A 20,951-nucleotide genomic window follows, 5' to 3' on the forward strand; every position below is an offset into this window, starting at 1 on the left:
TAATCGAGCTTAACAACGTGCGTTAGCGCACATTCGCTCACTCGATAGAAAAAATCATCACCATCGGCATGGCCATCGAGCTTCAAGTCAAAAAGGCGTATAATAGTGGGTAAGGCTTTACCTGATTTACATCAAGACAGTAGTGATTTTTCTTGGAAAGCGACGATTTTTACGCACTTTTCTTCGATATCCGCTACAGTTTTGGGGATAAATTGTAGTAAAGTTACCTGAGTTTTAAAGTTAAGAGTCCGGTGACTCTTTGAAAATTTTACGAGGTCTCAACTATGTCTGCGAAGAAGCCAATCGCTTTAGTAATTCTCGATGGTTATGGCCATCGCGAAGAATTAGAGAGCAATGCGGTTGCCAATGCTCATACCCCAGTGATGGATTCACTGATGGCGGAATGCCCAAACACCCTAATTACAGCGTCAGGCCTTGATGTTGGTCTTCCTGATGGCCAAATGGGTAACTCTGAAGTTGGCCACACCAACATCGGTGCTGGTCGAGTGGTGTATCAAGACTTAACTCGCATCAGTAAATCTATCCAAGACGGTGAGTTTACTGAGACGCCGGCACTGGTTGAAGCGATTGATTCTGCTGTGAAAGCCGACAAAGCTGTTCACATCATGGGTTTGATGTCACCTGGTGGCGTACATGCGCATGAAGATCACATCTATGCGGCGGTTGAAATGGCCATTGCTCGCGGCGCGCAAAAAGTGTTCCTTCACTGCTTCCTAGACGGTCGTGATACACCACCGCGCAGTGCCTCTGCCACGCTTAAACGCTTTGATGAGTTGTTTGAGAAAAGCGGAAAAGGTCGTATTGCTTCATTGATTGGTCGTTTTTATGCGATGGACCGTGACAACAACTGGGATCGCGTGCAACAAGCTTACGACTTAATGACACAAGGTAAAGCAGAGTTTACTTTTGCGTCTGCGATGGAAGGGTTGGAAGCGGCGTACCAACGCGAAGAAAACGATGAGTTTGTTAAATCGACGCTAATCCAAGCCGAAGGCCAAGAGTCTTCTGCTATCCAAGATGGCGACAGCGTTATCTTTATGAACTATCGCGCTGACCGTGCACGTCAAATCACTCGTACTTTTGTCCCTGAGTTTGATGGCTTTGAACGCGCGGTATTCCCAAGCATCAACTTTGTGATGTTAACCGAATACGCTGCCGACATTCCGTTGACGACAGCGTTCCCGCCAGCGTCCCTTGAAAACACCTACGGCGAGTGGATCTCTAAGCAAGGTCACACACAATTGCGCATCTCTGAAACAGAGAAATACGCCCACGTTACCTTCTTCTTTAACGGTGGTGCAGAGCAAGAGTTTACTGGTGAAAGCCGTCAGATCGTTCCGTCACCGAAAGTGGCCACGTACGATCTTAAACCAGAAATGAGTTCTTACGAATTAACCGATCAATTAGTTGCCGCGATTAAATCGGGTGAGTTCGACAGTATCATCTGTAACTACCCAAGCCCAGATATGGTAGGCCACACTGGCGTTTATGAAGCCGCGGTCAAAGCCATTGAAGTGGTTGATGAGTGTCTTGGTAAAGTCGTCGCTGCGATTCGCGAAGTGGGCGGTCAAATGCTGGTTACCGCCGATCACGGCAACGCTGAAATGATGGTCGACCCTAAAACGGGTGGGGCACACACTGCGCACACCAACTTGCCCGTTCCTCTGGTTTACGTTGGTGAAAAAGCCATTGAGTTGCGAGATGGCGGCCGTTTGTCCGACTTGACACCAACCATGTTGGCTCTAAAAGACCTACCACAACCTGAAGAAATGACAGGTGAATCTCTGGTTAAATAATCAGAGGTGAAGTGAGCTTGGCATTGTCCTAGTGCCGACGGATAAAAAAGTCCCGTTCATGATGAACGGGACTTTTTTTATGTAACGAGCGTTATTTATCCCCACTGAGATTCGTTGTGGAGTAGGCGGCGTGTGCGCAAATTGTTTCGCCACTGGATTAAGGGTTTAGCACAAAGCATTAATGCTGAGCCGGCAATGATAAAGCCGATGCCAATTACGGTATTGATGTGTAAAACTTCGCCGAGAATGGGCAAAGCCAGAATGGGGGCTAACGCGGGCTTGATATAAAAAATGACTGACGTTGTCGCGGCAGAGGTGCGCTCCATCGCCATAAAGTAACAAGCGTAGCCAAAGCCCGTCGCAAAAATACCCAAATAGATTAACGTAGGTAAACTTTGCCAGCTAATCCCAGCAATGATTGGCAGTTGACTAAATTGAGCCAGTCCCAAGCTCGTCAAACCCTCTGATACGATAGGGAGGTGCGTCAGTGACATTAATAGCAGCATTTCCAGTGAACCGGCGAAAAAACTGAAAAACGTCAGCACTAGGCCATTGTAGCCGTACTTTTTTTGCCCGACTTGGCCTGTAATACCATAGAGCGCGAAAGCCAAAGCAGAGAGCAATGCCAATATCACTCCTGTTGTGTTCGGCATGTGTTCAGGGTTGAGAATAAAGATCATCCCAACCACACTTAATAGCAACGAACCGACACTGACCCAATTCATGGTTTGTTTCAGTAATACATGGGCAAGCGGAATGACGAACACGGCATTACAACTGAATAAAATCGCGACAATAGAGGCTTGAGTGTAACTGATGGCCAGTTGAAAACAGGTCATGCTAACCACAACACACAAAAAGCCCGTAAAGAGAAACCGCGGCCAATGGCGGGCTTCAATACGCATGTTGAGACGTTTTAGGCTGCGTAGGGCCAAAGGAAAAAGCATCGCAGACCCAATGGCGAAGCGAAGAAAATTAAGCTCAAGGGGATTAAAGTCAGCGGAGACGAGTTTTAAGACAATTTCAATCGAGCTGAAAAACAAGGTTGAAATCAAGATGCAAAAATAACCAAAACTCATTGTATACCTAATCGAAAAGTGTGTAGAAAGGAAAGCGGTTAAAGAATGTATTGCGTATTCTTCGAATTTTGTTGATGAACCTAATGAGCAAAGCTAAGCGGTAATAAAGCTCGGCTGCTCAAGGTTGATTAGGGTAACCAGAGGACAGTAAAAAAACCAGTAATTATGTGATTTAGATCACTCAATAGTGTGATGTGAATATGGCATGAATAGCCAGTGCGGGTAGGAAATAGAGTCACTTAAAACGCGACACAACGCCGCAGGCACGGCGTTGCAGGCGCGCTAACTGACCAATATAGCACTGCCAATCACTGCGATAATGGCGCCGCACCAAGCGTAAATACTCGGTTGCTGTTTGGTGTAAAACCACAACAAAGGCAACAACATGATCGGGGTCATTGAGGATAATAACGCCACCATACCGACATCGCCTTTTTGCAGGGCGAACAGGATTAAGGTCATACCAATCACCATGGCCAGTAAGGCATTGAGGACTGTCATGGCGAATATACGCACGTTAATGGGGCGCAATGCCCGAGTGACTTTAAAGCCGAGCAGCCACAAAGCACCATGAGCGACAAAGGCCGTAATCATGCGAATGGCAGATGCCGCGATCGGATCAATCCCCCCGGTATCCACCACAGGTTTGGCAAATATCCCCCCTAGGGCTTGGCACAGTGCAGAAAGTAGACCTAGAGAGACACCAACGACCATTGAGCCTTTGAGGTTTTCTAGTTGATGAGTGGGTTTCTTACTGCGAAAGAAAATCGCCGTTACGACACCAGAAAACACTAAGAGTGCGGCAAATAACTCCCAAGCCGTCATGGTCTCAGAAAAAATCCAATAGCCCAATAATGCTGAGAAAACAGCGTGGCACGAGAATAACAGCCCCGCTTGTCGCGGCCCCATGCGGTTAAAACAAGCAAATAATGCCGTGTCGCCGATAAAAATGCCCGTTATCCCAGATAAAGCCATGGGCAATAATGCCCAAGCCTCAAAACTTTGCCACCCTCCCGTCCACCAAGCGAGTAGTGAGAGCATGAGCGCACTGCAGGCCATACGCCAGCGACTGTAAGCAAATGAACCAAGGTGAGAGGCCGGCTGCACCGACAGTAACGTGGACACCGCCCATAAAAAGGCCGCACCAAGAGCGAGATATTCATACCCCATTGATAAGTATTCCTACTTTGGCTGCCACGTGAGCGTGCCGTATTTTCAAAATATAACGAGCTGAGTTCGCGAGTCATTGTACTCGCCAATGAACACTCGCAAACCAGGACGTTTGCGAGTGAAGACAGGGCTATGCGCGTTTGGCGTAAGCGGTACCGAGTCGAGTGGTTACGTCATTGGCCATGCTCTCGTCAAAGTGAATGGCGTCTTTGGCAAAGAGGTTAATCACGGTTGAGCCCAATTTAAAGCGCCCCATTTCTTCGCCTTTTTTCAGTGTTATGGCATGTTCACCTTGGGCTGGGTAGTTCCATTTATACACACTACTACCACGTGGTGGTGTGACCGTTCCGGCCCAAACTTGCTCAATACTGCCGACAATGGTCGCACCAACCAGAACCTGAGCCATAGGGCCCACATCCGTATCAAAAATACACACCACGCGCTCATTGCGTGCAAACAAGTTCGGCACATTTTGCGCTGTGAGTGGGTTGACGGAAAACAGATCGCCAGGGACGTAGATCATTTGTCTCAGGGTTCCATCACAAGGCATGTGAACTCGGTGATAATCACTGGGCGATAAATACAAGGTCGCAAATTGGCCTTGGTCGAATTCTTTCGCCAGTTCAGCATCGCCGCCAAGTAACTCTTGTGCTGAAAAATCATGTCCTTTGGCTTGAATTAAGCGGCCAGAATCGATGGGGCCGAATTGACTGACACACGCGTCAGCAGGATGCACGAGCACCTCGCTATCTTGTTCAATAGGACGAGCGTCCTCTTTTAATTCGCGAGTGAAAAAGTCGTTAAAGGTGGCAAAATGGGCTGGGTCACTGAATTTGGCTTCGGCCATGTTGACGCGATAGTGTTTGATAAACCAACGGATCACCCAAGTGGTTAATTTTCCCGCGCGCGCCTCGGCTAATTTGCCCATTAAGCGAGTTAATCTGTGTTGTGGTAACCAGTATTGCAACCCAACTTTAAATTTGTCCATGATGTCTTCCGATAAAGTATGTGAAATGCCAATCACCCGTGCTTGTGATTGGTCTATTATTAGACAAGAGCTAGATATTACTCAACTTTTGAGGACTTGTCAGCGAATAAACACCTGCCCATATGGGGCGTATCGAGCCGTTAAGACAAATCAGAACTCTTGTCGCGAGAGTATTGTCGATTGGCTTTGTTTTCCGACATACTGTCAACGATTTTATGATAGTTTTCAAAGCGAATCGGTGAGATCTCTCCCCGCGAAACCGCGTCTTGTAATAAGCAGCCAGGATCGTCTTTGTGCTTGCAGTCGCGAAATTTACAGCCACCCAAAAAAGGTTCAAATTCGCGATAGGCTTCGGTGATTTGTTCTGGTTCTAAATGCCAAAGGCCAAACTCACGAACTCCGGGGGAGTCAATCAAGTTACCGCCCGAAGGGATGTGATAAAGACGCGCGGCGGTCGTTGTGTGTTGACCTAGTCCAGAGTTTTCCGAGACTTCGCCTTCTTCAATGTTGAGCTCTGGCATAATCGCATTGGCTAAACTCGATTTACCCACTCCAGATTGACCGACAAAAATATTGTTTTTGTCGAGCAGATGTTGTTCCAGTTTTGGGATACCTTCCCCAGTCTCCTTACTGACCAAAAGTACGTCATAGCCCAGTTCGGTGTACAGGTTGAGTTGTGCCTCCAGTTCGTTGCGTTGCTCGGCGTCCAATAAATCGACCTTATTGAGCACTAACAATGGGGCAATGTTTAACGTGTGTGCGGCAACCAAGTAGCGATCGATGATATTGAGTGAACACTCAGGCAACACGGCAGAGACAATCACCATTTGATCAACATTGGCAGCAACAGGCTTTAAACCATCGTAATAATCGGGGCGAGTTAGCATGGAAGAGCGCGGTTCGACCGCTTCAACCACACCCGAAATCCCTGCCATTGACTCTAAGCCAATACGCCATTGCACGCGATCGCCAGAGACCAGGCTTTCAATCCCGCGGCGTAAGTTACAACGATGGATTTGGCCGTTATCTTGGTCTTCAATATCGGCATGCTGGCCGAAACGAGTGATCACCAAACCGGATTTCAGTTCGCCAAGCATGTGTTCATCCCATTGAACTTGCTCTTCTTTTTTCAGCTTTCTTTGCTGATTATGACGAACGCGTCTTACCTGACCTTTGGTTAATTTCTTTCTTTTTGCCACTGTGAATGCTCAATTGATAAACGTGAGAGTTAACACAACAATCTTTTAGATCGTTTGGAGCGAACCCATCTATTTTGCTAATGTAGTCTATATTACCTTTTTTACCGTCAAACAAATAGGTCGTACTGATGTCATCCAGTGAACAAAATTTGATTTGGATAGATCTTGAAATGACAGGATTGGATCCTAAAACCCATAAAATTATTGAAATTGCTACCATAGTGACCGATGCTGAGCTCAATGTGTTGGCTGAAGGCCCAGTGATCGCCATTACACAGCCTGAGCATGAATTGGCGAAAATGGACGACTGGTGTACTCGTACACACACAGAAAGTGGCTTAGTTGAGCGCGTGCGTCAAAGCGATATTGATGAAGCTGAGGCGGCCGCACAAACAATCGCCTTTCTTGAGCAATGGGTACCCAAAGGCAAGTCACCGATTTGCGGGAATAGTATTGGCCAAGACCGACGCTTTTTAGTTGAGGGCATGCCAGAGCTCGAAGCGTATTTCCACTACCGTTATCTCGACGTTAGTACCATCAAGGAACTGACTCGACGTTGGTCACCTGACTTACTCGAGGGCCTCAACAAAAAAGGCAGTCATTTGGCGTTGGACGACATTCGCGATTCGATTGCTGAGTTAAAGTATTATCGACAACACGTGTTTAAAATTTGATTTTAAACCGTGCTTTTGCGGGATCGTCGATCTCGCAAAATGAGCATAGCTGACTTTTTGGTTATTTTTGCAGCGGTTGAATTAAAAAAGCAAAAAAAGTGTAAGAAGGACTTGCATCACAAAAAAAAGCACTTATAATTCGCAGCCCTAAACAGCGGAAACGTTGTTAAAGCGACACTAGCTCAGTTGGTAGAGCGCAACCTTGCCAAGGTTGAGGTCACGAGTTCGAACCTCGTGTGTCGCTCCAAAACATACAGTTTTCATTGTACTTAACAATGACAAAGCGACACTAGCTCAGTTGGTAGAGCGCAACCTTGCCAAGGTTGAGGTCACGAGTTCGAACCTCGTGTGTCGCTCCAAATTATACAGTTTTCATTGTACTCAACAATGACGAAGCGACACTAGCTCAGTTGGTAGAGCGCAACCTTGCCAAGGTTGAGGTCACGAGTTCGAACCTCGTGTGTCGCTCCAAAGTTTACACATTATCGCATCTGCGGTAACACGGACGCGGGGTGGAGCAGCTTGGTAGCTCGTCGGGCTCATAACCCGAAGGTCGTCGGTTCAAATCCGGCCCCCGCAACCACATTTAAAACAGTGATATATCATTGTTTTAAGCAGAGATAAAATCTCTTGCGACACTAGCTCAGTTGGTAGAGCGCAACCTTGCCAAGGTTGAGGTCACGAGTTCGAACCTCGTGTGTCGCTCCAAAAATTTATACATTATCGCATCAGTGATAACACGGACGCGGGGTGGAGCAGCTTGGTAGCTCGTCGGGCTCATAACCCGAAGGTCGTCGGTTCAAATCCGGCCCCCGCAACCACATTTTATTGTGATGATCATCATCGCAATCCAAGAAAGATATCAACTTTCTCTTGCGACACTAGCTCAGTTGGTAGAGCGCAACCTTGCCAAGGTTGAGGTCACGAGTTCGAACCTCGTGTGTCGCTCCAAAAATTTACACATTATCGCATTAGCGATAACTCGGACGCGGGGTGGAGCAGCTTGGTAGCTCGTCGGGCTCATAACCCGAAGGTCGTCGGTTCAAATCCGGCCCCCGCAACCACATTTTATCGTGATGGCCATCATCACAATTCAAGAAAGATAGACTTTCTCTTGCGACACTAGCTCAGTTGGTAGAGCGCAACCTTGCCAAGGTTGAGGTCACGAGTTCGAACCTCGTGTGTCGCTCCAAAATTTACACATTATCGCATCAGTGATAACACGGACGCGGGGTGGAGCAGCTTGGTAGCTCGTCGGGCTCATAACCCGAAGGTCGTCGGTTCAAATCCGGCCCCCGCAACCACATTTTGGATTCTTGCTCTTTTCTAATGCTGAGAAGCATCATCCCCCTAGATTTGTGATTACAAGCTTTGTTTTCTTTCGTTGTGGAAGAAATCAATCGGCTTGCTCGCCTCGTTATTCCTCGTATTCTTGAAAAATAAACAAGATAATCCCCAGAGTTATCCACATTTTATTACTTGTGGATAAGTTGGTTGATAAAGTGTTTTCAGGATGGGGAATAGTGCTAGTAGCTTTGGATCTTTACTCGATAAATTTCGATATAATATTCTAACTAGTGCTTTAAGTTGTTGTTTTTAATTGTTTTTAACTGTGATAAAAGGAAATAGCTTGATAAGATCAGGATCATTCACTAAATTTTCCTTGATCTTTGTCATTAATTCAGTTTGTGTTTAACTTTTCTCAGCACATCGTAAAACGTGATTTTTATACGCTTTTTCCACATTGAGTACTTGACGAGTTTAAAGCAAACGATTAAGCATCTCTTGGCAGCCCCTTTTCTACGATTCGAATTAATCGTTGTTTTTTGCGTTCAATACTCGAGCGAACGGCCGTGGGTAATTGCTTTTGCTGCTGTTCTAGCGCCCATTCGATATGTGGGTCGAGTAAATCACTTTTGCCGCGAGTTGCGATAAGCGCCGAGACAATCTCTTGTCGATAAGGGGCATTGCCCATCGCGATAATTAAATTGCGTTGCCATTGTTCGTGTCCAATACGGCGAATGGCCGAGCCTTGCATTTTGTCGAGAAACGTCGCTTCATCCCAGGAAAATAAACTGAGTAAATCAGCGTCTTCAAGGGCTTGGCGGCGATGAAAATCCTCTTCATCAGTGATATCGGAAAAGCGATTCCAGGGACACACCAATTGACAGTCATCACAGCCATAGATGCGGTTACCGATGGCTTGGCGAAATTCTTCGGGGATCACACCGCTGTACTCTATGGTCAGATACGAAATACAGCGCCGCGCGTCAATCACGCCATCGGCAATAATGGCATCGGTTGGGCACGAGGTGATACAGGCTTTGCATTGTCCACATTGATTCTCGACCGGTTGATCGACAGGCAAAGGCAAGTCGACCAATAACTCTCCTAAAAAGAACCAAGAGCCAGACTCGCTGTCTAAGATAAGAGAGTGTTTTCCGGTCCAGCCTAAGCCTGCTTTTTCGGCTAATGGTCGCTCGAGGATGGGGGCCGAATCAACAAAGGGACGAAATCCGTACTGGCCGACTTCCTCTTCAATGCGTTTGCCAAGCTTAGTCAGTTGCTTGCGGACGAGTTTGTGATAATCACGACCAAGGGCATAGCGACTGATATAAGCCTGCTGTGGTTGTTTGAGGTCTGCCGCAAATTGCGCTTCTGGCGGTAGGTAATTGATTCGCACACTGATCGCGCGCACGGTTCCTGGGTGTAACTCGGCAGGCCGAGCGCGCATCATACCGTGGCGAGCCATCCAATCCATACTGCCGTGATAGCCAGCGTCTAGCCAACGTTGCAGTTGCCCTTCGTGCTCTCTAAGATCAACGTCACAGATACCTACTTTTTGAAAGCCAAACTCCTTGCCCCAGGCTTTAATTTTTTCTGCCAGTAGAGTGTAATCCATGGTTGAACTCCAGAAAATTGAAGGGCGAGGATCTTAACGGATCTTTGCGCTTGAAACCAGAGAGGATAGCGAGCTTCGAGCACTTTTTCAGCTCATTCGTTCGGTTTTTTACTGTGGGGTCATTGACCGGTTATCGACTTGCCATTCTGGCGTGAAAAGCGAGTCTGTTCACTGGCTAAAAAGTGACACTAGTGCGGAAAACGACTACTATTGTCGGCTATTTGTCTGATTGCTGACAATCCTAGGCTTGTCGAGTAAAAGGACAAAGGTTTACTATATTTTTGTTTTGTCGCTGTTTTTGATTAGAGTACTTTTATCATGAGTCACCCAACGATTTTTTTGCCCGATGAGCACGCAACTGTGGCGCTTGGCCAACAACTTGCAAACGCTTGTAAGCAGCAAACCACGATTTTTTTACACGGTGATCTCGGGGCGGGGAAAACCACTTTTAGCCGAGGTTTTGTCTGTGCTTTTGGGCATCAAGGCAAGGTGAAAAGCCCTACTTATACCCTAGTTGAGCCTTATCATTTCGATGGGGTGAGCGTGTACCATTTTGATCTTTATCGCTTAGCGGATCCTGAAGAGTTGGAGTTTATGGGTATTCGCGACTATTTTACACCAGAAGCTTTGTGTTTGGTGGAGTGGCCAGAAAAAGGTCAGGCCTTGTTACCACAACCTGATTTTGAAATTACTTTTACTTATCATGGCGAGCAGCGCCGAGCTGAGATCGTGGCGCGAACGCCATACGCACAACAATTATTAGAACAATTGGAGTTATGTTGAGTCGACGTTTTTTTTCAGCGGCTTGGATTGCCGCTGCTTTATTGTGTAGCCTGATCCCGACACTGACATGGGCTAATGTTGTCAATGGCATTCGAGTTTGGCCATCGCCGGATGATACTCGGGTCGTGATCGATCTTAATGATGAGGCCCGTTATAGTTACTTTACGCTAAGTAGTCCTTCGCGATTAGTGGTCGATTTAAAAGACACTAAGATGAAAGTGACATTGCCCAAGTCGGTGACAGAGAGTCCAGTTTTGTCGAAAATACGTCAAAGCTCGCCACCAGAGCCTTCGACGTATCGCCTGGTGTTTGAACTCAAGAAAAAAACCGATATTGAATTGTTTACTTTAAAGCCAACACCTGAGGGTCAGTACGGCCATCGATTGGTGGTTGATTTGACGCACAGCGCTAAAGATCGCCAAGCCAAAGCGGCCAGTTATGATCAACCCAAACCACAGGCGAAAGCTCCGTCAACATCAATGCGGGATATCTTGATCGTAATAGACCCAGGTCATGGCGGTGAAGACCCTGGCTCTATTGGTCCTCATCGCAATTATGAAAAAAACGCCACGCTGAGTATCGGTAAAAAGCTCGCTCGAAGCCTCAATGCGGTCCCCGGGATCCACACCCGTTTGACGCGTGCTGGCGATTACTACGTGACTTTGGACAAGCGCGTGGCGATCGCACGTCAAAACAACGCCGATCTGTTGATTTCTGTACACGCCGATGCCTTTACCTCTCCACAACCACGTGGGGCGTCAGTTTTTGTACTTAATACCCGCCGAGCCAACACGGAAATTGCACGCTGGGTTGAAAATAAAGAGCGACAATCTGAGCTACTTGGCGGTACGGGGGTGGCCTTTTCTGACAGTATTCAAGATAAAAACGTCAATCAAACGTTGCTTGATTTGCAATTTAGCCATTCGCAAAAAGAAGGCTACAAACTTGCCACGGATGTATTATCTCAGCTTGGTCGAGTCACTCGGTTACACAATAGCAAACCGATCAATACCAGTTTGGCGGTGTTGCGTTCTCCCCAAATCCCATCGATTTTGATTGAGACAGGATTTATTTCGAATCCGACTGAAGAGCGTTTGCTCTTTCAAGCCTCCCACCAAAACAAATTGGTCGATGCCATTTCTAAAGCGGTGGTTGGCTATTTAAACGACAACCCTCCGCCAGGCACCCGGTTGGCTTCGCGAGCAGACCAGACTCACATTGTTCAAAAAGGGGAGTTTTTATCCAAGATTGCCGCCCAATACAATACCTCAACGTCGGCGTTGGTTAAGGCGAATAAGCTCAAATCCAATACACTGCAAGTGGGGCAGCGCTTGACGATCCCGGGCAGTAGCAGTCAGGTACAAGCGGCGGTGGAGCGCCCTAAAGTGGAAACAGAAACCTTGACGCACACCGTTGAACGAGGTGAATTCTTGGGCTCGATAGCACAGCATTATCAAGTGGCCGTCAGTGAAATTAAGCGCGAGAACCGATTGAAAAGCGATGTTCTACACGTGGGCCAAAAACTGAAAATCACCGTGACTCTCAAGGATAAACCAGTAAAAAAATACAAAGTAAAACGCGGTGATTACTTGGGTAAAATAGCGTCTCAACACGGTGTGTCTACTCGCAGTTTACGCGATGCTAACCAGTTAAAATCGGATCAGCTAGCGGTGGGTCAAGTGCTGTTGATCCCTAATAAGTAAGGAGTGGCTATGGCTATCGAAATTTTACCCGCTCGTTTGGCTAACCAAATAGCGGCCGGTGAAGTGGTTGAGCGGCCTGCCTCCGTGGTCAAGGAATTGGTTGAAAACAGCATTGATGCGGGCGCAACGCGAATCGAAGTTGACATCGAAAAGGGAGGGGCCAAGCTCATTCGCGTGCGAGACAATGGTAAGGGGATCCCTAAGCAAGAACTGCAACTTGCATTGAGCCGTCATGCGACCTCCAAGATCCACACATTGGATGATCTCGAAGCGATCATGAGTTTGGGCTTTCGCGGTGAAGCCTTAGCCAGTATCAGTTCCGTATCGCGTTTGACCCTGACTTCTCGGCCGGCAAACCAAGATGAAGCATGGAGTGCGTATTCCGAAGGACGCGATATGACGGTTAAGCTCACGCCGGCCGCACATCCGGTCGGGTCTTGTGTTGAAGTCCTTGATCTGTTTTTTAATACCCCTGCGAGGCGAAAATTTCTACGCACGGAAAAAACGGAGTTCACCCATATCGATGATCTGCTTAAGCGCATTGCCTTAAGTCGTTTTGATATTACCTTACTGTTGCGCCATAACGGCAAAGTGATCCGACAATATCGACAAGCCACTGATGAGCGCCAATACGAAAAGCGTATTGGTGCCGTCTGTGGACAAAATTTTGTTCGCCACATGGTCAAGGTGAACCTCGATCACCAAGGGTTGAAACTGTATGGGTGGATGGTGACGCCAGAAGGGGCCAGGCCACAAAGTGATTTGCAATACTGTTACGTCAATGGCCGCATGATGCGCGATAAGTTGATCAATCACGCCATTCGTCAAAGTTATCAAACGGCATTAAAACCGGACCAATATTCGGCGTATGTGTTGTATATTGAGCTCGACCCCAGTCAAGTGGATGTCAATGTCCACCCTGCAAAACACGAAGTGCGTTTTCACCAAGCCCGTCTGGTGCACGATTTTATTTATCAAGCACTGACCGACGCATTAGCACAAAGTATTGATTTGCAGCGTATTGAATCGCCCAGTCGGGCCGTCTCGCATGTCGACAAATCCGATAACGAAGCGCTCACCCACTCACCATCCTTGTCTGAGGGGTATCCAGTGAGCAAGTCGCTAGCCGATGAAGGACGCCATTATTCCCAAGTTTCACAACAAAGAGCGCAGGGCGTGCAATCCGATTCTCGGCACTCGTTACGCGATCAGTCTGAGCCAGCTAAGCACATTGGTGAAGCGGACAATCGAACACGAGAGACCAATGACGATGATGCCTATCCCAGTGCCCATTCTCTGGGGCAAAGTCGGCCGGTTGAATCCGCGCAAAGGGACGCTCGCCAAGCACATCAAGGTCAATCTCGTTATGCCCCTCAATCCGGGCCGAGTGCACAAGAAGTCAAAGCGTATCAAGAATTGTTGAAAACCGCGCCCTGTACGAAAGATCACCCCCCATATCGCCACATGAAAGAGGGAGGCGCTGAGTCAGGGCAACCGGACGATTGGCAAAGTGGCGTCACAGAGATGGGACCTTGCCCCGAGCTGACATCGCTTGGGAAAGCACTCGCGATAGTACAAGAGCGATTCTTATTGACCCTAGCTGCACCACACGCTTTACTCGTGTCTTTGCCGCGCGCCGAGTTTTATCGCACATTGGGTCAGCTTATCCCCGGAAAGACGGGGTTGACCCCACAGCCATTGTTGATCCCTTTGTCGTTGCGATTGACTTCGCCACAAGCGCAGTGTGCTCAGTCTGAATCATACCCTTGGGGGCGTTTGGGCTTGCACTTTCAAAGCGCGCCGGGGGACAAAGTGACGGTAATGGCGGTGCCAGGCCCTTTGAGACAGCAAAATTTACAACAATTGATTCCAGATCTGTTATCTTACGCCACCTCGTTAAACGCCAGCGCTACTGAGGATTTCGAACGCGTTTTGTGTTCTTGGTTGGCGGCAAAGATCGCGGTCATTAAACCGCAATATCGCTTGGCCGATGGCGTACAATTACTTGCTGAACTAGAGCAACTTTGGCCGGAACACAGCGTGTTAAAGGATCGAAACCTAGTTCAATTTGTTGATTTTCAATCCACTATAGTACAGTTATCATCATGACCGACACTCGCCCACTCGCGCTCTTTTTAATGGGGCCAACTGCTTCTGGCAAAACTGAACTTGCCATCCGTCTGCGTCAGCGTTATCCGGTAGAAATTATCAGTGTTGACTCAGCATTAATTTACCGCGATATGGACATCGGTACGGCAAAGCCCGATCAGCAAGAACTCGCTTTAGCGCCTCATCGCCTGATCGATATTCTTGACCCTGCACAAAGCTACTCCGCCGCAGATTTTCGCCGCGACGCACTTGACGCCATGAATGAGATCGCTTCTCAAGGGAAGATCCCGCTCTTAGTGGGGGGCACTATGTTGTATTTTAAAGCCTTATTGGAAGGTTTATCACCACTTCCACCGGCAAATGATGAAATTCGTCGTCAAATTGAACAAGAAGCATTGACGAAAGGTTGGTCAATATTGCACGATGAGCTATATCAAGTGGATCCGGTGTCTGCAAAGCGCATTCATCCCAATGATCCACAGCGTTTATCTCGAGCACTGGAAGTGTATCGTGTGACGGGAAAGTCATTGACTGAGTTGACCGCGACCAAGGGTGAACCATTGCCATTTAAAGTGGCTCAATTTGCCATTGCACCTCAAGAGCGCGCCGAGTTGCATCGCCGTATTGAATGGCGTTTTGAGCGCATGATAGAAAATGGCTTTGAACAAGAAGTAAAGGCTTTGTACCAGCGCGGTGATTTACACGCTGATTTGCCCTCGATACGCTGTGTCGGTTACCGACAGATGTGGGATTACCTCGCGGGACAAACCTCACTCGATGAAGCGGTATTTAAAGGAGTTTGTGCCACGCGCCAGCTCGCCAAGCGACAGATCACTTGGCTAAGAGGGTGGGAGAATTTAACGTGGCTCGATAGTGAAGAGATTGATCAAGCAGAGCGTTTAATGTCACAGGCCATTGACGCCAGTGTCTAGTTCGCTATGTCATCTTTTCACTTTTGCTTGAACCAGACTAAAATTGGTTTGGTTCGAAACGTGTACTACACTTTGAATGATTCAGGTGTTTTTTATCGTTTAGCCTAGATGCAAAGGCCACTTGAAGCTCGGTTTATTTGCACGCACCACTAGCTAAATAATTACAATAGAACTCAAATAAGGAAAAATAAAATGGCTAAGGGGCAATCTCTACAAGACCCATTTTTGAACGCTTTGCGTCGTGAACGTATCCCAGTCTCGATTTATCTTGTCAATGGGATCAAACTACAAGGTCAAATTGAATCCTTTGATCAATTTGTCATCCTACTCAAAAATACCGTAAACCAAATGGTGTATAAACACGCCATTTCAACTGTGGTTCCTGCGCGTCCAGTCAGTCACCACACTGGCGAAACCCGCAATGGCGGAGACCGCCCACAAGAGAAAACGGAATCAAATCCTGAATAAACTACATCAACAAATAAGGAGTGGATTGCTTGTTTGACCGTTACGAAGCCGGTGAGCGAGCCGTATTAGTCCATATCAACTTTACGCAAGAAGGGGAGTGGGACGATCTCAGCGAGTTTGAGATGCTGGTGTCGTCTGCTGGTGTTTCCACGTTACAAGTCGTCACCGGAAGCCGCCAGTCACCACACCCTAAGTACTACGTTGGAGAGGGAAAAGCTGAGGAAATTGCCCATGCGGTAAAAATGGCCGAAGCGGATATCGTGATTTTTAATCACGCCCTTTCCCCTGCCCAAGAACGCAATTTAGAAGCATTGTGTCAATGTCGAGTGCTTGATCGCACCGGTTTGATCCTCGATATCTTTGCTCAGCGCGCTCGAACGCATGAAGGTAAACTTCAGGTCGAGCTTGCACAGTTAAGGCACATATCGACGCGTTTGATCCGGGGTTGGACACACTTAGAAAGACAAAAAGGCGGGATCGGTTTACGTGGGCCTGGGGAAACTCAGCTCGAGACCGACAGACGTTTGTTGCGTGACCGTATTAAAGCGATATTACGGCGTTTAGAAAAAGTAGCCAAACAGCGTGAGCAAGGTCGAAGAGCTCGCAATCGTGCTGAGATCCCTACCATCTCTTTGGTCGGTTATACCAATGCGGGGAAATCTACCCTGTTTAACCGTATTACTGAAGCGGGTGTTTATGCAGCCGATCAATTGTTTGCTACCTTAGACCCAACTCTGCGTAAGATAGAGTTAGATGACATTGGCACGGCGATCTTAGCTGATACCGTAGGTTTTATTCGTCATCTACCTCACGATTTAGTGGCTGCGTTTAAAGCCACCTTACAAGAAACGCAAGAAGCTGACATTTTGTTACATGTTGTTGATGCCAGTGATGAGCGTTTTCGTGAGAATATTCAGGCTGTTGATACTGTTCTTGAAGAAATCGATGCCCATGAAGTGCCGGCGTTGTTGGTCATGAACAAAATTGACAACCTTGAAGATCAGTCTCCTCGAATCGAGCGTGATGAAGAGGGCCAGATACGCGCGGTATGGGTGTCGGCAATGTCAGGTGAAGGTATTGATATTCTCTACCAAGCCCTGACTGAACGCTTGGCCTCTACAATGGTTGAAGTGGCATTGTGCATTGGGCCACAACACCAAGGTAAATTGCGCAGTTTGTTCTTCAAAATGAAGTGCATTCAAAGTGAAGAATATGATCTAGACGGTAACTTGTTGATAAACATTCGATTGCAACAGGTAGATTGGTCTAGACTAGAGAAGAGAGAAGGGGCAGTACTAGTGGACTGCGTCACAGACAACACGTCTGTTTCGGTGTCATAGTGTTGCTACACGTATAACGTCATATCAATGATGGAGCTTTCTAATGGCGTGGAATGAGCCTGGAAATAACAACAATGGCGATAATGGTCGCGATAAAGACCCATGGGGTAATAACAACCGTGGTGATCGCCAAAACGGCGGTCGAGATCAAGGCCCACCAGATCTTGATGAAGTCTTTAACAAACTGAGCCAAAAGCTTGGCGGTAAATTCGGTAAAAAAGGCAAAGGGCCTTCGCTCGGCGGTGGCGGTACCATTGGCCTTGGTATAGTGGCAGTCATCGCTGTCGCTGTCTGGGTTTTTGCTGGCTTTTACACCATAGGCGAAGCGGAGCGAGGCGTGGTATTGCGTTTGGGTAAATACGATCGCATCGTTGAACCAGGTCTAAACTGGCGTCCTCGTTTTATCGATGAAGTGACCCCTGTCAATGTTCAATCAATTCGTTCATTGCGCTCATCAGGTACAATGCTGACGAAAGACGAAAACGTGGTCACTGTGTCAATGGATGTTCAATACCGCGTTTCTGATCCTTACAAGTATTTGTACCGTGTGACACGGGCTGATGACAGTTTGCGTCAAGCAACGGATTCTGCTCTGCGTGCGGTGATCGGTGATTCTTTAATGGACAGTATCTTGACCAGCGGTCGTCAGCAAATTCGTCAAAGTACTCAAGAAACCTTGAACGAAATCGTTGATAAGTACGACATGGGTATTAGCTTAGTTGACGTTAACTTCCAGTCGGCTCGTCCGCCAGAGCAAGTTAAAGATGCCTTTGATGATGCAATTGCGGCGCGAGAAGATGAAGAGCGTTATATTCGCGAAGCCGAAGCGTACAAAAATGAAATTTTGCCAAAAGCAACCGGTCGCGCTGAGCGTCTGAGAAAAGAAGCCCAAGGTTACACCGAGCGCGTGGTCAATGAAGCTCAAGGTCAAGTGGCACAATTTAACAAATTGCTGCCAGAGTATCAGGCCGCCCCTGAAGTGACGCGTGAACGTCTGTACTTAGACACGATGCAGCAAGTGTATAGTTCGACATCGAAAGTATTGGTTGACTCTAAATCAAGTGGCAACTTACTTTACCTGCCGATCGACAAACTGGCGGGACAAGAAGGCAAAACTGAGACTAAGAAAACTCAGCGCTCATCAGCGAGCTACGACAAAATTGACCTCGAACCGTCGAGCTCAAGTAGTGATGATGATACTTCAAGTTCCAACAGCAGCACCAGTCGACAAGGGAGATACTAATTATGCGTAAGCTTGTCATACCTGTTATCGGCATTTTCCTTGTAGTGACTTTGCTGTCCGTTTTCGTCATCCCTGAAGGCGAGCGCGGTATTGTCATTCGCTTTGGGAGAGTGCTTAAAGACAACAACGAAATCGCTCGTATTTACGAGCCTGGCCTTCACTTCAAAATGCCAATGTTTGATCGCGTTAAACGCCTTGACGCGCGGATTCAAACCATGGACGGACGTTCAGATCGCTTCGTGACGTCTGAGAAAAAAGACGTGATCATCGACTCTTACGTCAAATGGAAGATCCAAGATTTCGGTCAGTACTACTTGGCAACGGGTGGCGGTAATCGACTTACCGCGGAAGCGCTGCTAGAGCGTAAAGTGACCGACGTATTGCGATCTGAAATCGGTGCCCGTGAAATCAAGCAAATTGTTTCTGGTCCGCGTAACGACGATATCTTGCCAAGTAGCCCAGATGCTGAGGTCGTCAATACTGAAGCGGCGAAAGAAGCATTAGAAGTGGATGGCGAACGCGATCAAATTATGGATAACGTATTGGCGGATACACGTGATAGTGCGATGAAAGATTTAGGGGTAGAAGTGGTGGACTTCAGAATGAAGAAAATCAACCTACCTGATGAAATCAGCGAATCGATTTATCGTCGTATGCGTGCAGAGCGTGAAACCGTAGCGCGTAAACACCGTTCACAAGGTCGTGAAAAAGCAGAAGTGATTCGTGCTCAAGCCGAACTTGAAGTGGCAACCATTCTTGCTGAAGCAGACAGAACCGCTCGTGTTACTCGAGGTGATGCTGACGCTGAAGCAGCGAAGATTTATTCAGATGCTTATCAAAAAGCGCCAGAGTTTTACAGCTTCTTGCGTTCATTGAAAGCGTATGAGCAGTCATTTAGCAGCAAAAATGACATTTTGGTTGTCGACCCAAGCAGTGATTTTTTCCGTTTTATGAAAGATCCTAAAGGGGAGCTTTCAGGGACAAAATAACAGCAACGTATTGAAACTAAAGACTCCTTCGGGAGTCTTTTTTTTATCGCTCGATCACACTCAACTGACGGGGGCAATTATTGATACATTGGTTAATTTGACGACGATTGACAAAGGGACAAAAAATAACTGCAAGATGGCTTCGACGATGCTAGAATCCTTTTTTAACCAGCAATCAGACTTGGAAAAATGGGAAATAACGTAGTAGTGCTTGGCACCCAATGGGGTGACGAAGGTAAAGGAAAAATTGTTGACCTGCTGACAGAAGACGCGAAATACGTCGTTCGTTATCAAGGCGGACACAACGCCGGTCACACACTAGTCATCGATGGTGAAAAAACTGTTCTTCACCTAATCCCATCCGGTATCCTCCGCGACAACGTAAAATGTGTCATCGGCAATGGTGTTGTCCTGTCTCCGGATGCGTTACTTAAAGAAATGGGTGAGCTTGAAGAGCGCGGTGTACCGGTTCGTGAGCGTCTATTTATTTCAGAAGCGTGTCCATTAATCTTGCCATACCACATTGCGCTTGACCAAGCGCGTGAAGCAGCTCGTGGCAAGAAAGCGATTGGCACCACAGGTCGTGGTATCGGCCCTGCTTACGAAGACAAAGTGGCTCGTCGCGGTCTGCGTGTTGGTGATTTACTTGACAAAGCAAGCTTTGCTGAAAAGTTAAAAGAAGTAATGGCTTTCCACAACTTCCAACTTGAGCACTTCTACAAAGCTGAACCTGTGAGCTACGAGGACGTTCTCGAGCAGGCGATGGGTTACGCTGATTTACTGATTTCTATGATTATCGACGTGACTGATGAGTTAGATACAGCTCGTAAGCGCGGCGACAAAATTATGTTTGAAGGTGCGCAAGGGACGTTGCTCGATATCGATCACGGTACTTACCCTTATGTGACTTCTTCAAACACCACTGCTGGTGGCGTTTCTGCTGGTTCTGGTTTTGGTCCAGGCCACCTTGGTTATATCCTTGGTATCGTTAAAGCGTACTGTACTCGTGTTGGTGCAGGTCCATTCCCAACTGAACTTGACGATGAAGTTGGTATGCACTTAGGTACTAAAGGTGCAGAGTTTGGTGCAACAACAGGTCGTAAGCGTCGCTGTGGTTGGTTTGATGCGGTAGCGCTTCGCCGTGCGATCCAGGTTAACTCGGTAACGGGTTTTTGCTTGACTAAGCTTGACGTTCTTGACGGCCTAGAAGAGCTAAAAATTTGTACTGGTTACCAACTCGCCGATGGTTCTGTCGTAGAAGTATCGCCAATGGCGGCCGATGCCTACGAGGGTATCACCCCAATTTACGAAACCATGCCTGGTTGGTCAGAAAACACGTTTGGTGTTAAGTCTCTTGAAGAGCTACCTCAAGCCGCTCTTGATTACATCAAGCGCATTGAAGAGCTTACTGGGGTGCCAGTTGATATCGTATCAACAGGTCCAGATCGCAACGAAACCATCGTTAAAGTACACCCTTTCTCAGTATAATTGCGCGGCGTGCCTGACACGTCCATGAATGAGAAAGTGTAAAAATAGATAAAAAGCATGCCGGGCG

16 protein-coding genes and 10 tRNA genes are annotated in these 20,951 nt (G+C 47.5%); 21 read left to right on the forward strand and 5 right to left on the reverse strand.

The features are described from left to right. The first annotated feature begins 284 nt into the window (after positions 1 to 284). Positions 285 to 1,817 (forward strand): 2,3-bisphosphoglycerate-independent phosphoglycerate mutase, encoded by a 1,533-nt coding sequence (gene gpmM / locus AB0763_RS00925; RefSeq protein WP_306101909.1) that lies wholly within the window; start codon positions 285 to 287, stop codon positions 1,815 to 1,817. A 95-nt stretch (positions 1,818 to 1,912) separates the two neighbouring features. On the opposite strand, the gene AB0763_RS00930 is transcribed toward gpmM, so the two are convergent. From AB0763_RS00930 to rsgA, 4 genes are all read right to left on the reverse strand, one after another. Next, positions 1,913 to 2,896: a DMT family transporter gene (locus tag AB0763_RS00930; RefSeq protein WP_306101910.1), complete on the reverse strand. Its 984-nt coding sequence runs from the start codon at positions 2,894 to 2,896 to the stop codon at positions 1,913 to 1,915. Positions 2,897 to 3,178: 282 nt separating this feature from the next. Further along, complete coding sequence (locus AB0763_RS00935; protein ID WP_306101911.1) at positions 3,179 to 4,066, reverse strand: DMT family transporter; 888 nt, start codon at positions 4,064 to 4,066, stop codon at positions 3,179 to 3,181. Between the two features lie 130 nt (positions 4,067 to 4,196). Then, a complete protein-coding gene (gene asd, locus AB0763_RS00940) occupies positions 4,197 to 5,054 on the reverse strand; it encodes an archaetidylserine decarboxylase (RefSeq protein ID WP_306101912.1) in 858 nt (285 codons plus the stop codon). A 140-nt stretch (positions 5,055 to 5,194) separates the two neighbouring features. Continuing rightward, complete coding sequence (rsgA, locus tag AB0763_RS00945; protein ID WP_306101913.1) at positions 5,195 to 6,253, reverse strand: small ribosomal subunit biogenesis GTPase RsgA; 1,059 nt, start codon at positions 6,251 to 6,253, stop codon at positions 5,195 to 5,197. Positions 6,254 to 6,381: 128 nt separating this feature from the next. Here rsgA and orn point away from each other — a divergent pair, with 128 nt between their 5' ends. From orn to AB0763_RS01000, 11 genes are all read left to right on the forward strand, one after another. After that, positions 6,382 to 6,927 (forward strand): oligoribonuclease, encoded by a 546-nt coding sequence (orn, locus tag AB0763_RS00950; protein WP_306101914.1) that lies wholly within the window; start codon positions 6,382 to 6,384, stop codon positions 6,925 to 6,927. Positions 6,928 to 7,098: 171 nt separating this feature from the next. Then, positions 7,099 to 7,174 (forward strand) — tRNA-Gly (locus AB0763_RS00955). Between the two features lie 36 nt (positions 7,175 to 7,210). Further along, positions 7,211 to 7,286 (forward strand) — tRNA-Gly (locus AB0763_RS00960). 36 nt (positions 7,287 to 7,322) lie between these two features. Next, positions 7,323 to 7,398 (forward strand) — tRNA-Gly (locus AB0763_RS00965). A 35-nt stretch (positions 7,399 to 7,433) separates the two neighbouring features. After that, positions 7,434 to 7,510 (forward strand) — tRNA-Met (locus AB0763_RS00970). Between the two features lie 49 nt (positions 7,511 to 7,559). Next, a tRNA-Gly gene (locus AB0763_RS00975) sits at positions 7,560 to 7,635 on the forward strand. A 36-nt stretch (positions 7,636 to 7,671) separates the two neighbouring features. Continuing rightward, positions 7,672 to 7,748, forward strand: a tRNA-Met gene (locus AB0763_RS00980). A gap of 54 nt (positions 7,749 to 7,802) precedes the next feature. Continuing rightward, positions 7,803 to 7,878 (forward strand) — tRNA-Gly (locus tag AB0763_RS00985). 36 nt (positions 7,879 to 7,914) lie between these two features. Beyond that, positions 7,915 to 7,991, forward strand: a tRNA-Met gene (locus AB0763_RS00990). 52 nt (positions 7,992 to 8,043) lie between these two features. After that, positions 8,044 to 8,119, forward strand: a tRNA-Gly gene (locus tag AB0763_RS00995). Positions 8,120 to 8,154: 35 nt separating this feature from the next. Next, positions 8,155 to 8,231, forward strand: a tRNA-Met gene (locus AB0763_RS01000). Positions 8,232 to 8,701: 470 nt separating this feature from the next. Here the strand turns inward: AB0763_RS01000 and queG are convergent. Beyond that, on the reverse strand, positions 8,702 to 9,829 hold the full coding sequence (gene queG, locus AB0763_RS01005) for a tRNA epoxyqueuosine(34) reductase QueG (protein WP_306101921.1): 1,128 nt from the start codon (positions 9,827 to 9,829) through the stop codon (positions 8,702 to 8,704). Between the two features lie 318 nt (positions 9,830 to 10,147). Here queG and tsaE point away from each other — a divergent pair, with 318 nt between their 5' ends. The 9 genes from tsaE (at position 10,148) to AB0763_RS01050 (ending at position 20,884) form a co-directional block, all read left to right on the forward strand. Beyond that, positions 10,148 to 10,612 (forward strand): tRNA (adenosine(37)-N6)-threonylcarbamoyltransferase complex ATPase subunit type 1 TsaE, encoded by a 465-nt coding sequence (gene tsaE / locus AB0763_RS01010; protein ID WP_306101922.1) that lies wholly within the window; start codon positions 10,148 to 10,150, stop codon positions 10,610 to 10,612. Then, positions 10,606 to 12,315 carry an N-acetylmuramoyl-L-alanine amidase gene (locus AB0763_RS01015; RefSeq protein ID WP_306101923.1) on the forward strand — a complete coding sequence of 570 codons (1,710 nt, stop codon included), beginning with the start codon at positions 10,606 to 10,608 and terminating at the stop codon, positions 12,313 to 12,315. Before tsaE ends, AB0763_RS01015 begins: the two co-directional genes overlap by 7 nt. A gap of 9 nt (positions 12,316 to 12,324) precedes the next feature. Next, positions 12,325 to 14,424 carry a DNA mismatch repair endonuclease MutL gene (gene mutL, locus AB0763_RS01020; protein WP_306101924.1) on the forward strand — a complete coding sequence of 700 codons (2,100 nt, stop codon included), beginning with the start codon at positions 12,325 to 12,327 and terminating at the stop codon, positions 14,422 to 14,424. Then, on the forward strand, positions 14,421 to 15,356 hold the full coding sequence (miaA, locus tag AB0763_RS01025) for a tRNA (adenosine(37)-N6)-dimethylallyltransferase MiaA (RefSeq protein WP_306101925.1): 936 nt from the start codon (positions 14,421 to 14,423) through the stop codon (positions 15,354 to 15,356). The genes mutL and miaA overlap by 4 nt, the downstream gene beginning before the upstream one ends. 192 nt (positions 15,357 to 15,548) lie before the next feature. After that, the gene (gene hfq / locus AB0763_RS01030; protein ID WP_306101926.1) at positions 15,549 to 15,824 is read left to right on the forward strand and encodes an RNA chaperone Hfq; all 276 of its coding nucleotides are present in this window, start codon (positions 15,549 to 15,551) and stop codon (positions 15,822 to 15,824) included. Between the two features lie 29 nt (positions 15,825 to 15,853). Then, positions 15,854 to 17,164 carry a ribosome rescue GTPase HflX gene (hflX, locus tag AB0763_RS01035; protein WP_306101927.1) on the forward strand — a complete coding sequence of 437 codons (1,311 nt, stop codon included), beginning with the start codon at positions 15,854 to 15,856 and terminating at the stop codon, positions 17,162 to 17,164. Positions 17,165 to 17,207: 43 nt separating this feature from the next. Beyond that, positions 17,208 to 18,407: an FtsH protease activity modulator HflK gene (gene hflK, locus AB0763_RS01040; protein ID WP_306101928.1), complete on the forward strand. Its 1,200-nt coding sequence runs from the start codon at positions 17,208 to 17,210 to the stop codon at positions 18,405 to 18,407. 2 nt (positions 18,408 to 18,409) lie between these two features. Then, a complete protein-coding gene (gene hflC / locus AB0763_RS01045; protein ID WP_306101929.1) occupies positions 18,410 to 19,396 on the forward strand; it encodes a protease modulator HflC in 987 nt (328 codons plus the stop codon). Positions 19,397 to 19,585: 189 nt separating this feature from the next. Next, a complete protein-coding gene (locus AB0763_RS01050; RefSeq protein WP_306101930.1) occupies positions 19,586 to 20,884 on the forward strand; it encodes an adenylosuccinate synthase in 1,299 nt (432 codons plus the stop codon). The last annotated feature ends 67 nt before the right edge of the window (positions 20,885 to 20,951 follow it).

The sequence above is a fragment of the Vibrio sp. HB236076 genome (genome assembly GCF_040957575.1).
Classification (GTDB): domain Bacteria; phylum Pseudomonadota; class Gammaproteobacteria; order Enterobacterales; family Vibrionaceae; genus Vibrio.

What these genes read in the sequence shown, in the direction of transcription:
- miaA (WP_306101925.1), top strand. Translation starts at nt 14,421, where the DNA reads ATGACCGACACTCGCCCACTCGCGCTCTTTTTAATGGGGCCAACTGCT.
- hfq (WP_306101926.1), top strand. Translation starts at nt 15,549, where the DNA reads ATGGCTAAGGGGCAATCTCTACAAGACCCATTTTTGAACGCTTTGCGT.
- hflC (WP_306101929.1), top strand. Translation starts at nt 18,410, where the DNA reads ATGCGTAAGCTTGTCATACCTGTTATCGGCATTTTCCTTGTAGTGACT.
- orn (WP_306101914.1), top strand. Translation starts at nt 6,382, where the DNA reads ATGTCATCCAGTGAACAAAATTTGATTTGGATAGATCTTGAAATGACA.
- AB0763_RS00935 (WP_306101911.1), bottom strand. Translation starts at nt 4,066, where the DNA reads ATGGGGTATGAATATCTCGCTCTTGGTGCGGCCTTTTTATGGGCGGTG.
- hflK (WP_306101928.1), top strand. Translation starts at nt 17,208, where the DNA reads ATGGCGTGGAATGAGCCTGGAAATAACAACAATGGCGATAATGGTCGC.
- asd (WP_306101912.1), bottom strand. Translation starts at nt 5,054, where the DNA reads ATGGACAAATTTAAAGTTGGGTTGCAATACTGGTTACCACAACACAGA.
- AB0763_RS00930 (WP_306101910.1), bottom strand. Translation starts at nt 2,896, where the DNA reads ATGAGTTTTGGTTATTTTTGCATCTTGATTTCAACCTTGTTTTTCAGC.
- tsaE (WP_306101922.1), top strand. Translation starts at nt 10,148, where the DNA reads ATGAGTCACCCAACGATTTTTTTGCCCGATGAGCACGCAACTGTGGCG.
- AB0763_RS01015 (WP_306101923.1), top strand. Translation starts at nt 10,606, where the DNA reads ATGTTGAGTCGACGTTTTTTTTCAGCGGCTTGGATTGCCGCTGCTTTA.
- AB0763_RS01050 (WP_306101930.1), top strand. Translation starts at nt 19,586, where the DNA reads ATGGGAAATAACGTAGTAGTGCTTGGCACCCAATGGGGTGACGAAGGT.
- gpmM (WP_306101909.1), top strand. Translation starts at nt 285, where the DNA reads ATGTCTGCGAAGAAGCCAATCGCTTTAGTAATTCTCGATGGTTATGGC.
- queG (WP_306101921.1), bottom strand. Translation starts at nt 9,829, where the DNA reads ATGGATTACACTCTACTGGCAGAAAAAATTAAAGCCTGGGGCAAGGAG.
- mutL (WP_306101924.1), top strand. Translation starts at nt 12,325, where the DNA reads ATGGCTATCGAAATTTTACCCGCTCGTTTGGCTAACCAAATAGCGGCC.